This is a genomic window from Ruegeria sp. BHSC037 (genome assembly GCF_059613045.1).
Genome location: NZ_JBXWRT010000015.1, coordinates 38,368 through 53,156, shown reverse-complemented (window position 1 = coordinate 53,156; position 14,789 = coordinate 38,368). Strand labels below are relative to the sequence as shown.

The window sequence follows — 14,789 nt, the reverse complement described above, 5'->3', positions numbered from 1 at the left end:
CCAGCAGATACCGTCCGGGCCGGCGATGCAAGCTCGGTTCCGACATGGTCGGTCAGGCGACCGACGCCTGGGTCTCGTACGCGCGCAGGGCAGGGCGTGCCGTTGGGCCAAAGGCCTGCAGCCCGCGGTGCGCAAGCTCGGGGAAGAGGCTCAGAACTTCTGTGCGGGAGGCCTCGTCCAAACTGGTCCACCCCAGGGCGCCGGGGTGGAAGCTTTCGCTGATGCATCCCTCGGACCAGACAAGTTCGTGGCGGTCGAACAGCAAATGCAGATAGGTGACATTGCCGCCGGGGCGCAGCACGATCGAGTGGCCGTTCACCAGATGTTTTGCGGGGGCCAGCGCTTCGGGGTGACCGGTGTTCAACTCGACCCGCCAGTTGCGCACCAACATGCGATGCTGCTGCGAGACCAAAAGGTCACGATCGTTGCCGATTGCCCCACGCCGAAACAGGACCGGAGCGAAAGCGGCATGCGCGGGTACCGTGCAACGCCCGATCCAGCGCAGCGGCTGCAGGCCGTGATCGACCGTGGCCACCATGTCGCCGGGTTTCAGAGTCTCGACAGGGCGATCACCGCTTTCGGTACGGATTCGGGTGCCCTGCGTGAAACAGGTGACCAAGTCCCAGGTTTGACGATCCGCAGTCAGGCCGCGAAAGTCGCGCCCCGCCAGACTGTCCAGACGGATGGACTGGATCGGCCCAGCCGACAGGGCCGTCTGATCGGGGTTTGGAGAGAACTCGGGCATAAGATAGGTGTTGCCGTCGATATCCTGCGCGACGACTGCGGTGATATTGGCCGTCGTCCCATCGACATAAGTGATCGTCGCGTTGTAGATCGACGTGCCATCGAAAGTCTGGGGCGGGCCGCCGTCGATCGAGAACTGATCGCCGTTGGCGTTGTTCATCTCGTACACTTGGCCGGGATTGCCTGCGGGGTTCCAGGTGACGGCGTTGTTGAGAAGAGCATTGCCCGGTCCGCCGAATTGAGACCCAACAAGGGCTTGTGCGTTTTCGGCGCGGTTGTTTCCTTCGAAGGTGTCGATGTCGGCTAGATTGCCGAGATAGATGGCCGTGAACGTCGTTGGCACAGGAACCTCGTATGCTCGTTAACGGTGCTCTACTAGCCAAAGATTTCCGGAAGGTTAAGCCGGAAATCAAAACACTCAACCTGTTGTCAAGAAATAAAAAAACCGCCCCCAGAGAGGCGGTTTGTTGATCGGGTCGGGCGTTGCGTTCAGCCGGCCAGCTGATTGTGCTTGCGCGACACGAATTCCTTGGCCGTTTCAACTGCCACCGCGGCGTCGCGACAATAGGCATCGGCACCGATTGCCTTGCCGAATTCTTCGTTCAGGGGGGCGCCGCCCACCAGCACGATATAGTCGTCGCGCTTGCCCTGTTCGACCAGCGTGTCGATGACGACCTTCATATAGGGCATGGTCGTGGTCAGCAGGGCCGACATGCCCAGAATGTCCGGCTGTTCGGTCTCCAGTGCTTCCAGATAGTTCTCGACGGGGTTGTTGATGCCGATGTCCACCACCTCGAACCCGGCGCCTTCCATCATCATGGATACGAGGTTCTTGCCGATGTCGTGGATGTCGCCCTTGACGGTTCCAATCACCATCTTGCCGACCCGCGGCGCGCCGGTTTCGGCCAGCAGAGGCTTGAGAATCGCCATGCCGCCCTTCATCGCGTTGGCGGCCAGCAGAACCTCGGGTACGAACAGGATGCCGTCGCGGAAGTCATGCCCCACGATGGTCATGCCGCCGACCAGAGCCTTGGTCAGAATGTCGTACGGGGCCCAGCCGCGTTCCAGCAGAATGTTGACGCCTTCCTCGATCTCTTCCTTCAGGCCGTCATACAGGTCATCAAACATCTGTTCGACGAGTTCGTCGTCATTCAGTTCCGACAGGACGATGTCTTCTTCATCGGACATGGGGCAAATCCCTGAGCTGTTGGGGCCATGGGCCCGTGGTGGCTGTTTTTTCCGTTTTGGCCAAAACGTCGCAGTCGGACTGTGACGATTGCGACCTCGGCGGTTCCGGGACCGACGTATAGGCGAAAATCTTACGTCCAACGAACGAAAATTTCACATGATCATTCTGTAGAAATTTCACGTGGATTCCATCCTCAGAGTTTGACCGAGGTATGCAAGAACGCGGTTCGGCTTGCGCCGAGATCGTCCCGTCGTTATCACTGGGCAGTGAGAACAATAGGTGAACAAACATGCGTGTTCAGCAGGAAAAACGTACGCGGGGCGCCCGGTCCAACCAAGCCGGCCGGTACGAACAGTTCGCGCATGAAGACTTCGATGATGGCTGGGATATCCCCGAGGTTCTGCCGCCCTTACGCACGGATGTCCGGTACGAAACCGCGCGGTCACTCATCACCTACAACAGGTCGCCGGACCTGCCGTTCGACCGGTCGATCAACCCGTATCGGGGGTGTGAACACGGGTGCGTCTATTGCTTTGCCCGGCCAACCCACGCTTATCTGGGCCTGTCACCGGGGCTGGATTTCGAAACCCGCCTGATCGCCCGGCCGAACGCGCCCGAGATCCTGCGAGTCGAGCTTTCGACGCGCCGCTACAAAGTGGCGCCGATCGCGTTGGGAACCAACACAGACCCGTACCAGCCGATCGAAAAGACGCATGAGATAACAAGACGTTGCCTCGCGGTATTGCATGACTTCAACCACCCGGTGGCCATCGTGACAAAGGGAACGATGATCGAACGAGACTTGGACTTGCTTGCCCCCATGGCGGCCAAGGGGCTGGTGCGGGTCGGCATTTCGCTGACCACGCTGGATGGCAGCCTGTCGCGGCGGATGGAGCCGCGCGCGCCGTCGCCGCAACGGCGGTTGCAGACCATTCGGGCGCTGACCGAGGCCGGGATCCCGGTGCGGGTGATGACCTCGCCCGTCATTCCCGGCCTGACCGACCACGAGCTTGAGGCCCTGCTGGAGGCAGGACGAGATGCGGGGGCGGATGCGGCCAGCTGGATCATGCTGCGCCTGCCGCGCGAGGTTTCAGACCTGTGGCGGGAATGGCTGGCGGATCACGAACCGGGCCGCGCGGAAAAGGTGATGGCGCGGCTGCGCGAGATGCATGGCGGCAAGGACTATGACCCGCGCTGGGGACATCGGATGCGGGGCGAGGGCGTCTTTGCCGAGCTGATCGCCAAGCGGTTCAACGCAGCCGTGACCCGGTTGGGACTAGCAGTGCGAACGCCCGATCTGCGTTGCGACCTATTCGCGCGGCCGCTTCAGCCCGGCGACCAGCTGTCACTGTTCCAATAGGAAAAGACCCCGCTCTGTGGCGGGGTCGGGTTCTTCAGCGGTTTTCGATGTCGACATAGTCGCGCATGGTCTCGCCCAGGTACAGCTGGCGCGGACGGCCGATCTTATTCTGCGGATCGGCGATCATCTCTTTCCACTGGCTGACCCAGCCGACGGTCCGCGACAGGGCAAAGATCGGGGTGAACATCGAGGTCGGGAAGCCCATCGCCTCGAGGATGATGCCCGAGTAGAAATCGACGTTCGGGAACAGCTTCTTCTCGGCGAAATACGGATCTTCCAGCGCCTGTTTCTCAAGCGCCTTGGCGACCTGCAGTTTCGGGTTGTTCTCAATGCCCAGCAGGTCCAGAACCTCGTCGGCCGATTGCTTCATCACCTTGGCCCGCGGGTCGAAGTTCTTGTACACGCGGTGGCCAAAGCCCATCAGGCGGAACGGGTCATTCTTGTCCTTGGCGCGGGCGATGTATTCGGGGATACGGTCGACGCTGCCGATCTCTTCCAGCATCTCCAGGCAGGCCTGGTTGGCGCCGCCATGGGCCGGGCCCCACAGACAGGCGATGCCGGCAGCGATGCAGGCGAACGGGTTAGCGCCCGAGGACGACGCCAGACGCACGGTCGAGGTCGAGGCGTTCTGCTCGTGATCTGCGTGCAGGGTAAAGATGCGGTCCATGGCGCGGCTGAGGATCGGGTTGACCTCGTAATCCTCGGCCGGAACAGCAAAGCACATGCGCAGGAAGTTCGACGCATAGTCCAGATCGTTCCGCGGATAAACGAAGGGCTGACCGATATGGTACTTGTAGGCCCAGGCCGCGATGGTGGGCATCTTGGCGATCAAGCGGTGCGACGCGATCTCGCGCTGGCGCGGATCCGAGATGTCGGTCGAGTCATGATAGAAGGCCGACATCGCGCCCACGACACCCACCATGATCGCCATCGGGTGCGCGTCGCGGCGGAACCCGCGATAGAAATACTGCATCTGCTCGTGCAGCATCGTGTGGTGGGTGATGGTCGTTTCGAACTGTTCCAGTTCGTCTGCCTTGGGCAGATATCCATACAGCAGCAGGAAGCACACCTCGAGGAAATGCGATTTCTCGGCCAGTTGGTCGATCGGATAGCCGCGGTGCAGCAGTTCACCCTTTTCACCGTCGATATAGGTGATGGTGCTGTCGCAGCTGGCGGTCGAGGTAAAGCCGGGGTCATAGGTGAACACGCCCGCCTGGCTGTACAGCTTGCGAATGTCGATGACGTCCGGCCCGGCGGTCGGCGAGAGCACCGGCAGTTCGTAAGTGTCGCCGTGGACGGTCAGCGTGGCGGTTTTGTTGCTCTCTGTCATGGTATCCCTTCCTCAATCATGCGTATGGCGGAGCCCGCACCGATGGTGCGCACAACCCTTGCGTCGTTGGTCCTAGCCGAGCAGCGTTACCCGAACGTGAAGTCAGGATCGGTTCGCTGCGTCGGATATCCGCGCCAAGGTCTCTTCCCGCCCCAGCACGAGCATCATGTCAAAAACCGAAGGGGTCACCGTCCGTCCTGCCAGGGCCGCACGCAGCGGACCGGCCAGCTTTCCGAACTTCAGCCCGTTCGCCTCGGCGAACGAATTGAGAACCTCCTCCAGCGTATCACGCGACCAGCTAGCACTTTGCAGGTGCGGCGTCAATTGCTCCAGTATACCATCGGATACAGAAGCAAGCGCCTTTTGCGCCTTCTCATCCATGTCGATCGGGCGTGAGGCCAGAACAAACCGCGCTTTTTCAAGCAGTTCCGGAAAAATGCGCGCCCGGTCCTTGAGACAATACATCGCGCGATCCAAGTCGGCCGCTTGCGCTTCGGTCAGCTGCGGCAAATTCGCAGCCTCCAGATAAGCCTGAATTTCTTGCCGCAATGCAGCATCGCCCGAGATCGCGATGTGCTGACCGCACAGGTTTTCCAGCTTTTTCAGGTCGAAACGCGCCGGGCTTTTGCCGATTCCATCCAGATCGAACCATTCCCGTGCCTGTTCGTCGGTGAAAAATTCATCGTCCCCGTGACTCCAGCCCAGCCGCGCCAGATAGTTGCGCATGCCGGCGGCGGGATATCCCATCGCCTGATATTCCTGCGCTCCCAGCGCGCCGTGCCGCTTGCTGAGCTTCTTGCCGTCGGGGCCGTGAATCAGCGGGATATGCGCCCAGACCGGAACGTCCCAGCCCATGGCCTGATATATCATCATCTGGCGCGCAGCGTTGTTCAGGTGGTCGTCGCCGCGGATCACATGGGTGACGCCCATGTCATGGTCATCGACCACCACCGCCAGCATGTAGACCGGTGTCCCGTCCGAGCGCAGCAGCACCATGTCGTCCAACTGGTCGTTGCGGATGGTTACGTCCCCCTGCACCTTGTCGCGGATCACCGTAACGCCGTCTTGCGGCGCTTTGATGCGCACCACGAACGGGCGGTCGGGATGGGTGCTGGGATCGGCCTCGCGCCAGGGGCTGCGGAACAGGGTCGATTTCCCCTCAGCCCGGGCCTGTTCGCGGAAAGCCGCAATTTCTTCCTGGGTCGAGAAACACTTGTACGCCTTGCCCTCGGCCAGCAACTGGTTGGCAACCTCGGCGTGCCGGCCGGCGCGGGCGAACTGGCTGATGACCTCGCCGTCATGGTCCAGCCCCAGCCAAGCCATACCCTTCAGGATGGCCTCGGTCGCCTCGGGGGTCGAGCGTTCACGGTCGGTGTCCTCGATCCGCAGCAGGAACTTGCCGCCGCGACCGCGCGCATACAGCCAGTTGAACAGCGCGGTGCGGGCGCCGCCGATATGCAGGAAACCGGTGGGCGAGGGGGCGAAACGTGTGACGACCTGTTCGGACATGGGCGTGATTAACCTTTTGGTAACCGTGGTGGGCGTAATCTGGCGCCTGTCTAACGAGCCTCAAGGACGGGGGCAACCATGCGTGTTCGGGCACGGGTCGAAGACGCGCTGCTGAACCAGCGTGGGCATCTTTTTGCGTGGTCTCCGGTCTGTCTGGCAATCGGCATCGGCCTGTATTTCGGACTGCGGTTCGAACCCGGTCCGAGCCTGTATCTCGGTCTGTCCGCCCTGGCTCTGCTCGCCATGTGGGCGGGATGGCGGATGCGCGAAGCCTGGGCGCCGTTGGCAATTGGGGGGGCGTTGATCGCCGCCGGGTTCCTCCTGGCCGGTGCGCGCGCCCACATGGTCGCAGAGCCGGTTCTGCAATGGCGTTTCTATGGCCCGGTCGAGGGGAGGGTCGTGGCGCTGGACCGGTCTGCGTCGGGCGCGCTGCGGGTGACATTGGACCAGGTGCGGATCGGGGACGTACCGCCGGACCAGACACCGCGGCGCGTCCGGCTTTCGCTGCACGGGGATCATGTGCCGCCGGTTCCGGGCCAGCGGATCATGACCACCGCGCATCTGAGCCCGCCGCAAGGCGCGGTCGAACCTGGCGGGTTCGACTTTCGCCGCCATGTCTGGTTCAAGCGGCTCGGGGCGGTCGGCTATTCGCGCGTGCCGGTTCTGACGGTTGCGCCGCCGCGTGCCGAGGGCGTGCGCATCGCCGGTTGGCGTATGGCCATATCGCGGCATGTCCAGTCGATCCTGCCCGGCGATGTCGGAGGTTTTGCCGCCGCCGTCACGACCGGCGACCGAAGCGGCATGTCGCGTGCCACGCTCGAAGGGTTGCGGGCGTCGAACCTCGCGCATTTGCTGGCGATTTCCGGGTTGCACATGGGGTTGCTGACGGGGTTCGTCTTTCTGGCCTGCCGGATCGCACTGTCCGCGATCCCGCCAGTTGGGCTGCGGCTTCCGGTGCGCAAAGTCGCGGCGGTGTGCGCACTGGCGGCCGCCACATTCTATCTGTTGATGTCCGGCGGCAACGTCGCGACCGAGCGCGCCTTTGTCATGGTCGGCGTGATGTTCTGCGCGGTGCTGATCGACCGCCGCGCCATATCGCTGCGGGCAGTTGCGGTTGCCGCGCTGATCGTATTGGTGCTGCGGCCCGAAACGCTGCTCAGCCCCGGTTTTCAGATGTCCTTCGCGGCAACGACAGCGCTGGTCGCCGTGTTCGGAGCCTTTCGAGAGCTCCGCCTGACAGAGGCGCCACGATGGGTGAAGGCGGTCGGCGGACTCGTGGCGTCGTCCGCCGTGGCGGGTCTTGCCACCGCTCCGATCGGGGCTGCGCATTTCAACGGCGTCTCGCATTATGGCTTGTTGGCGAATGTCCTGTCGGTCCCCGTCATGGGCACGGTCGTCGTGCCGGCTGCGGTGGCGGCAGCGATCCTGGCGCCACTGGGGTTCGAGGCCGTGGGGATTCAGGTGATGGGTCTGGGGCTCGGTTGGATCCTGACAGTTTCGGATTGGGTGGCGGGGTTGGACGGGGCACGCGGTTTCGTGCCCAGCCCTCCGGGCTATGTGCTGCCGGTCTTTGCCCTGGGGGCGCTGTGGGTCGTGTTGTGGCGCGGCGCGGCGCGATGGCTGGGTGCCGTGCCGGCCTTGTGGGTGTTCCTTGCGTGGAACCAGGCCAGCCGACCCGAAGTTCTGATTGCCGATACCGGAGGTCTGGTCGGCGTGATGACCGATCAGGGGCGGGCGCTCAGCAAGGAAAAGGGCGGCGGATTCATCGCCTCGGTCTGGCTGGAGAATGACGGGGACGGCGCGGCCCAGGAACAGGCTGCCCGGCGTTGGCCCGACGATGGCGGGCTGGTGCGCCGGATTGTTGTCGGAGAAACCGAATTGGTGCATGTCACCGGCAAACGCGCGGCGAAAACGTTGACCGGCTGTAGCGAGGGCCAAATCGTCGTCAGCCCGGTACCGCTGCAACTGACCGGTGGATGCGCGGTTTTCGGACCCAAGGAACTGCGGCGCAGCGGCAGCCTTGCGCTGAAGGGCGGGCAGCTAGTCAGCAGCGCCGAGATCGGCGGAAACCGGCTGTGGTCTGCGGTTGTGCCGCGCGATGATAAAATTCAGTAGGTGCGGATCAGGCCGACAAGACGCCCTTGGACCTTGACCTTGTCCTCGGGCAGCACGCGGGTTTCATAGGCCGGGTTGGCCGCTTCCAGCGCGATGGCGTTTCCCTTGCGAAAGAATCGCTTCAGAGTGGCTTCCTGATCCTCTACCAGGGCGACGACGATATCGCCATTGTCGGCGGTCGATGTTTCGCGGATCACCACGACATCCCCGTCGTTGATCCCGGCATCAATCATCGAATCTCCGCGCACCTCGAGCGCGTAGTGCTCGCCGCGACCGGACACCATGGCTCCGGGCACGGCCACATGATGCGAGACATGGCTGATGGCTTCGATTGGCACGCCGGCCGCGATCCGCCCCATGACGGGAAGCTCGGTCGCGTCCACGGAAACGGGCTCGAAATTGGCGGGGCGAGGGCCGTCGGGCTTGTCGCCTTCAATCACCGTGGGCTTGAAGCCGACAGTGGGTTCGCCACCCAGGCTTTCCGGCAGTTTGACGATTTCGATCGCGCGGGCACGGTGGGCAAGGCGACGTATGAAGCCCCGTTCCTCGAGCGCGGTGATCAGGCGGTGAATGCCCGATTTGGATCGCAGGTCCAGCGCAGTCTTCATTTCGTCGAAGCTGGGCGGAACACCATCCGCCTGCACCCGCTTGTGGATGAATTCCAGCAAATCCAACTGCTTCTTGGTCAGCATCGCTCAAACCTCGCCGCTCATGCGTTTTCTTTTGTTCTACGCATGTTCACCTTTTGTGTCAACGGTGGCGGTGGCTGACGTCAGATGGGCAGATATTGCACGAATTCTCCGCTGGCGCGTTCCGGGTCGTGGGGCGGGCGCACGATCAAGGCGTTGGATCGCGCCAGAACGCTGAGCAGAGAACTGTCCTGATCGTCGAAGGCGCTCAGCCCCTCATCGCCCAGCCAGGCACGCATGTAGTGCTCGCGCGGGCCGTTGGCGCGCAGGGGCTTGGCCAGTCGCGCCTGCTTCATCTCAGGTTCGGCCGGGGTCAGGCCCAGCATCCGGCGCACCATCGGCACCAGGAAGACATATCCGCAGACCATGGCGCTGACCGGGTTTCCAGGCAAGCCGACCATTGCGGCGTCGCCCAGCCGCCCGGCCATCAGCGGTTTCCCGGGGCGCATGCGGACCTTGTAGAACGATTGCCGCAGGCCCAACTTGTCCGAGGCTTCGCCTACCAGATCATAGTCGCCGACCGAGGCGCCGCCGATCGTCACGATGACGTCCGCACCTTGCGCCAGATTCAGCGCGGTCTCGAGTGACTTGATCGTGTCGCGCGCGATCGGCAGCATCCGCACATGCGCGCCCGCGTCTTCCAGCAAAGCCTTGAGGCCAAAGGAGTTCGACGCGATGATCTGGTCCGGTCCCGGGGTTTCGCCGGGCATCACCAGTTCGTTCCCCGTGGCGATCAGTGCGATCTGGGGCTTGCGGGCCACCGGGACCGCAGGAACGTTCATCGCGGCCAGCAGGGCCAGATCCTTGGCGTTTAGCCTCCGGGGTGCGCTGAGCGCGGACCCAACCCGGAAATCCACGCCCGCCGGGCGGATATTGCTTTTGGGACCCGGATCATTCGTGATTGTCAGAAGGTCGCCACGTCGCTTCGAATCTTCCTGAATGACGATGAAATCGGCGCCATCCGGTACCGGGGCGCCAGTGAAGATCCGAACCGCTTGTCCGGGGCCGACGGTTCCGTCAAAACGCTGGCCTGCGGTCGCTTCGCCGATGATTTTGAACATCGCGTGCAGTTCGAACTCGGTCGCCTTGACCGCGTAGCCATCCATCGAGGACGCCGCAAAGGGAGGTTGGTCACGATTCGCAGTGAGATCGGCGGCCAGGACGCGCCCCGCCGCCTCGGCCAGCGGAACCTGTTCGGTCTCCATGTCCGGCGCCAGGTCCAGAACCAGAGCGCGCGCCTCGTCCACCGTGATCATGACGCTTCGTAACGTCCCGATTTTCCGCCATCTTTCAAGGTTACGCGGATTCCGCCGATCTCCATTGCCTTGTCCACGGCCTTGGCCATGTCATAGACGGTCAACGCCGCGGTCGATACCGCGGTCAGCGCCTCCATTTCGACACCGGTCTGGCCGGTCGTCTTGACGGTGGCCTCGATCCGAACACCGGGCAGCTTTGGGTCCAAGGACAGGTCAACCGAGACCTTGGTGATCGGCAGCGGATGGCACAACGGGATCAGGTCTGCGGTTTTCTTGGCGCCCATGATCCCGGCCAGCCGGGCCACCCCCAGCACATCGCCCTTTTTGGCGCGACCTTCCGAAATGATATCAAAGGTTTCACGGGCCATCTTGACGTACCCGCCTGCCACCGCGATGCGATTGGTCACGCGCTTGCCCGAGACATCGACCATATGCGCCTGGCCGTCGCTGTCGAAATGGGTCAGCGGCATCACATCACCCCCGGCACCAGCGGGCTCGCCAACAGGCCGCGGGTTGCGGCGGCCACGTCCTGCTGGCGCATCAGGCTTTCGCCGATCAGGAAACACCGCGCGCCATAGCGGGCGATATCGGCCAGGTCCTCGGGGGTGTTCAGACCGCTTTCGCACACGATCGTACGGTCTGCCGGGACCAGTTTGGACAGCCGGCGCGTCGTATCAAGCGAGGTTTCGAAGGTCTTGAGATTGCGGTTGTTTATGCCGATCAGCGGGCTTTTCAGCGCGGTCGCGCGTTCCAGTTCGGCCTCGTCATGTACCTCGATCAAAACATCCATGCCCCAGTCAAAGGCCGTCTGTTCCAGTTCGGCCGCCTGCGCGTCTTCGACCGAGGCCATGATGATCAGGATGCAGTCCGCCCCCAATGCCCGGGCCTCGACCACCTGATAGGGGTCGTACATGAAATCCTTGCGCAGAGCTGGCAGGCTGCAGGCGGCGCGCGCGGCGGTCAGGTATTCCTTCGCGCCCTGAAAGCTGGGTGTGTCGGTCAGCACCGACAGGCAGGCCGCGCCGCCTTCTTCATAGGCTTGCGCCAATGCGGGCGGGTCGAAGTCCGCGCGGATCAGGCCCTTGGAGGGGCTTGCCTTCTTGATTTCTGCGATGAGCCCGTATCCTTGGCGGCTGGCCCATTGCAGCGCCTCGGCGAAACCGCGGATTTCAGGCGCCTCGCGGGCGTCTTGTTCGACGGCCTCCAGCGGCTTGCGCGCCTTGTCGGCGGCGATTTCCTCTAGCTTGTAGGCCTTGATCCTGTCGAGAACGGTTTCGGTCATGCAGCTTCCTGTGTCAGTCGTGCCAGAGCGGCGATTTTTTCCTTGGCCTTGCCGCTGTCGATGCTTTCGGCGGCCATGGCGACGCCGTCCCGCAGGTCATCCGCAGCGTCCGCCACGACCAGCGCGGCGGCCGCGTTCAGCAACACGGCGTCGCGATAGGCCGACGGTGCGCCCGCGAGCAGGGCGCGGAAGGCCGCGGCATTGTCTTCAGGCGTGCCGCCAACGATCTCTTCGAACGGATGCACGGGCAGCCCGGCATCTTCAGGGTGCAGTTCGACCTCTTTGACGCGCCCGTCTTCCAGCGCGGCGACCCAGCTGATGCCGGTGATCGTCAGTTCGTCGGTGCCGTCCGAGCCATGCACCAGCCAGGCGCGATCCGATCCCAGCAGGCCAAGCGTTTCGGCCATCGGGCGGATCAGGTCGCGACTGAAGGCGCCGGTCAGTTGGCGTTTCACCCCGGCCGGGTTGGTCAGCGGCCCGAGGATGTTGAAGATGGTGCGGGTGCCCAGTTCCTGGCGTGTGGGCATGACATGGGCGATGGCTGGGTGATGCATGGGTGCCATCATGAACCCAATTCCGACCTGTTGCAAAGCCTTTTCAACCACTTGCGGGCCAACCATCACGTTGATGCCCATTTGCCCCAGTGCATCCGCCGCACCCGATTTTGAACTCAGATTGCGGTTGCCGTGCTTGGCCACGGTCACACCGGCCCCTGCCACGACGAAGGCGGTGGCGGTGGAAATGTTCAGTGTGCCCTTGCCGTCGCCGCCAGTGCCGACGATATCCATGGCGCCTTCCGGGGCCTTGACCGCATTGCATTTTGCGCGCATCACCGCCGCCGCCGCGGCGTATTCCTCGACCGTTTCGCCGCGGGTACGCATGGCCATCAGCAGACCGCCGATCTGGCTGGGTGTCGCTTCGCCTTCGAACAGGATCTCAAAGGCTTGTTCGGCCTCGTCGCGGGTCAGGGCGCGATCGGCTGCGGCCCCGATCAGCGGTTTCAGTGCGTCGCTCATGCGGGGACTTTCATCTCGTTCAGGAAATTCTTGAGCAGGGCATGACCATGCTCGGATGCGATCGACTCCGGGTGGAATTGCACACCGTGGATGGGCAGCGTCCTGTGCTGCAGGCCCATGATCGTTCCATCCTCAAGCTTGGCCGTGATTTCAAGGCAATCGGGCAGGCTGTCCCGGTCAACCACCAGCGAGTGATAGCGCGTCGCCTCGAAAGGCGAGGGCAGGCCCGCGAACACCCCTTTGCCGGTGTGGTGCATCGTGCCCATCTTGCCGTGCACGATCTCGTGGCAGCGCACGACCTTGCCGCCAAAGGCCTGCCCGATGGTCTGGTGGCCCAAGCAGACGCCCATCAGCGGCGTTCCGGTCTCGGCCGCGGCCTGGGTCAGCGCAAGGCAGATGCCGGCTTGGTCCGGGTCGCAGGGGCCGGGGCTGAGCAGGATGCCGGCGGGGTTCATCGCCATGGCCTCCTGCACGTTCAGCGCGTCGTTGCGGCGCACCACCATTTCGGCGCCAAGCTCGCCCAGATAGTGAACGAGGTTGTAGGTAAACGAGTCATAGTTGTCGATCAGCAGCAGCATTTTGCACGTGTCTTGTGTTTGGGCAATTCGGACTGGCGATCCAGCCGCGTGCCAAGGTATAGTGTTGGCACATACATGCTCAGGCTTGCAGGGCAGCGTCAAGGGGACAAGCTGCCGATGACGGGTCGCGGGCAAGCGCCGCACAGATGGCGCCGGTTTCACCGAGGCAGATTGCAGGGCGAGAGGCAAGAGAGATGGGCGGATTTTTCGGCGGGGTCGTGACCGGCGCGGTTGTCGTCGTGGTTTTGGGGGCCGTGTTTTCTCTGAACACACCCTTGGGCAGCAAGCCCGAACTACTGACCACCGCCCCCGAGGCCAAGGGCGTCGCACCGCAGGCCGTGGCAACGGATCTGTCCGAGCCCGGACCTGATGCCGATCTGGTCGAATTGGCGCCGCGGGGGTTGAATGCTCTGGACGACGCGACAGGTCAGGCGGAGGCCCCAATCGGCATCGCGGCCGAGCCCGATGCCCGCCCCGATGTCAAACGGCAGATCGGACAGGTCGAAAAGCCGACCACCGGTGCTGCGGCGACGGTAGAGATTGCGCGCGTTGCACCGGCCGCACCTCCTGCACCGTTGACCGCCCCGGTGACGCAGGATCAAGGCGCCGAGCCGGTTTCGGTAGATCCGACACCGCCAGCCGCGCCTCAGCCGCCCGAAGCCACCGCGCTTGCCGAGCCGCAGCCGTCGCCGCGTGCGGACTCTGACCAGGCCGCGGCATCCCCGGAGGCCGAGGCTGATGCCGCCGAGCCGGACGCAGACCTGCCGGAACAGCAGGCCGCGGTCACTGAACCCGAGGCTGCCGCTCCGAACCCGATCGCCGTCGAGGGCGAAGAGAACACCCAGCCGCGCAAGCGCGCGCGGATCGCCACCTTGCCTCAGATCGGCGGACAACAGATTGCCTCGGCTTCTCCGACCATCGGGCGGCGGGTGATCCCCCTGACCGAACGCGACGACCCGGCGGAAGACGTGGTTCAAGTCGCTGAAAAGGCACCCGCCGATCCCATCGACGCCTATGCCGCGCCGTTCGAAAACCCGGAAGGCAAGCCGTTGATGTCGATCATCCTGATCGACGACGCGGGAGCATTCGGCGCAGAGGCCTTGCAGGATTTTCCCTACCCGCTGACATTCGCGGTCAGCCCGTCCGACCCCGAGGCCGCTGACAAGATGAAGCGGTATCGTGAAGCGGGGTTCGAGGTTCTGGCCATCGCCGACCTGCCCACCGCGGCCAGCGCGCAGGATGCCGAGGTTTCGCTGTCGGTCTGGCTGGACGCGTTGCCCGAAACGGTCGGGATCCTCGAAGGCGTTCAGACCGGCATCCAGGGCAACCGCAAACTGGCCGATCAAGTGGCCGCGATTGCGGACGGGACCGGGCGCGGGCTGGTGTTGCAGGACAACGGGTTGAACACGGCGTTCAAACTGGCCGCGCGCAACGGGGTTCCTTCTAGCGTGGTGTTTCGCGACATCGATGGGGCGCGGCAGGACTCCGACGTGATGCGCAGGTTCTTGGACCAGGCCGCGTTCCGCGCCGGTCAGGAAGGAGCGGTGGTGATGCTGGGACGTCTGCGGCCCGAGACGATCTCGGCCCTGCTGTTGTGGGGGCTCGAAGATCGCAGCAGCAGGGTCGCGCTGGCGCCGATCTCGGCGGTCATGAAAAGCCAGATCCAGTAGGCTGGCGCTTTCGGAATGAAAAAATGGGTGGTCGTGGGGCCACCCGCTTTC

General features: G+C 63.6%; 13 protein-coding genes. 3 read left to right on the top strand and 10 right to left on the bottom strand.

What is annotated here, in order from left to right:
• Nucleotides 1-52: 52 nt before the first annotated feature.
• Nucleotides 53-1,087: a Hint domain-containing protein gene (locus tag AC2FMN_RS14810; RefSeq protein WP_496689083.1), complete on the bottom strand. Its 1,035-nt coding sequence runs from the start codon at nucleotides 1,085-1,087 to the stop codon at nucleotides 53-55.
• Nucleotides 1,088-1,233: 146 nt separating this feature from the next.
• A complete protein-coding gene (locus tag AC2FMN_RS14805; RefSeq protein ID WP_149774433.1) occupies nucleotides 1,234-1,932 on the bottom strand; it encodes a corrinoid protein in 699 nt (232 codons plus the stop codon).
• 290 nt (nucleotides 1,933-2,222) lie between these two features.
• On the opposite strand from AC2FMN_RS14805, the gene AC2FMN_RS14800 reads away from it, so the two are divergent.
• On the top strand, nucleotides 2,223-3,293 hold the full coding sequence (locus AC2FMN_RS14800) for a PA0069 family radical SAM protein (RefSeq protein WP_496689081.1): 1,071 nt from the start codon (nucleotides 2,223-2,225) through the stop codon (nucleotides 3,291-3,293).
• Between the two features lie 34 nt (nucleotides 3,294-3,327).
• On the opposite strand, the gene gltA is transcribed toward AC2FMN_RS14800, so the two are convergent.
• Together gltA and gltX are read right to left on the bottom strand one after the other, a co-directional pair.
• Nucleotides 3,328-4,623, bottom strand: a complete 1,296-nt coding sequence (gltA, locus tag AC2FMN_RS14795) for a citrate synthase (protein WP_496689079.1) — start codon at nucleotides 4,621-4,623, stop codon at nucleotides 3,328-3,330.
• A gap of 102 nt (nucleotides 4,624-4,725) precedes the next feature.
• Nucleotides 4,726-6,132 carry a glutamate--tRNA ligase gene (gene gltX, locus AC2FMN_RS14790; protein ID WP_496689077.1) on the bottom strand — a complete coding sequence of 469 codons (1,407 nt, stop codon included), beginning with the start codon at nucleotides 6,130-6,132 and terminating at the stop codon, nucleotides 4,726-4,728.
• 78 nt (nucleotides 6,133-6,210) lie between these two features.
• Between gltX and AC2FMN_RS14785 the strand changes: the two genes are divergently transcribed.
• A complete protein-coding gene (locus AC2FMN_RS14785) occupies nucleotides 6,211-8,247 on the top strand; it encodes a ComEC/Rec2 family competence protein (RefSeq protein WP_496689076.1) in 2,037 nt (678 codons plus the stop codon).
• Here the strand turns inward: AC2FMN_RS14785 and lexA are convergent.
• The 6 genes from lexA to AC2FMN_RS14755 all read right to left on the bottom strand — a co-directional run bounded on the left by lexA (nucleotide 8,241) and on the right by AC2FMN_RS14755 (nucleotide 13,068).
• Nucleotides 8,241-8,939 (bottom strand): transcriptional repressor LexA, encoded by a 699-nt coding sequence (gene lexA / locus AC2FMN_RS14780; RefSeq protein ID WP_496689074.1) that lies wholly within the window; start codon nucleotides 8,937-8,939, stop codon nucleotides 8,241-8,243. The genes AC2FMN_RS14785 and lexA overlap by 7 nt on opposite strands.
• Before the next feature lie 80 nt (nucleotides 8,940-9,019).
• Nucleotides 9,020-10,192 carry a molybdopterin molybdotransferase MoeA gene (locus tag AC2FMN_RS14775; protein ID WP_496689072.1) on the bottom strand — a complete coding sequence of 391 codons (1,173 nt, stop codon included), beginning with the start codon at nucleotides 10,190-10,192 and terminating at the stop codon, nucleotides 9,020-9,022.
• Complete coding sequence (gene moaC / locus AC2FMN_RS14770; RefSeq protein WP_496678187.1) at nucleotides 10,189-10,662, bottom strand: cyclic pyranopterin monophosphate synthase MoaC; 474 nt, start codon at nucleotides 10,660-10,662, stop codon at nucleotides 10,189-10,191. Before moaC ends, AC2FMN_RS14775 begins: the two co-directional genes overlap by 4 nt.
• On the bottom strand, nucleotides 10,662-11,474 hold the full coding sequence (gene trpC, locus AC2FMN_RS14765) for an indole-3-glycerol phosphate synthase TrpC (RefSeq protein ID WP_496689070.1): 813 nt from the start codon (nucleotides 11,472-11,474) through the stop codon (nucleotides 10,662-10,664). The genes moaC and trpC overlap by 1 nt, the downstream gene beginning before the upstream one ends.
• Complete coding sequence (gene trpD, locus AC2FMN_RS14760) at nucleotides 11,471-12,490, bottom strand: anthranilate phosphoribosyltransferase (protein ID WP_496689069.1); 1,020 nt, start codon at nucleotides 12,488-12,490, stop codon at nucleotides 11,471-11,473. The genes trpC and trpD overlap by 4 nt, the downstream gene beginning before the upstream one ends.
• Complete coding sequence (locus tag AC2FMN_RS14755) at nucleotides 12,487-13,068, bottom strand: anthranilate synthase component II (RefSeq protein ID WP_496689067.1); 582 nt, start codon at nucleotides 13,066-13,068, stop codon at nucleotides 12,487-12,489. The genes trpD and AC2FMN_RS14755 overlap by 4 nt, the downstream gene beginning before the upstream one ends.
• 194 nt (nucleotides 13,069-13,262) lie before the next feature.
• Here AC2FMN_RS14755 and AC2FMN_RS14750 point away from each other — a divergent pair, with 194 nt between their 5' ends.
• Entirely contained in the window at nucleotides 13,263-14,738 is a 1,476-nt protein-coding gene (locus AC2FMN_RS14750) for a divergent polysaccharide deacetylase family protein (protein WP_496678196.1), read from the top strand.
• Nucleotides 14,739-14,789 lie beyond the last annotated feature (51 nt).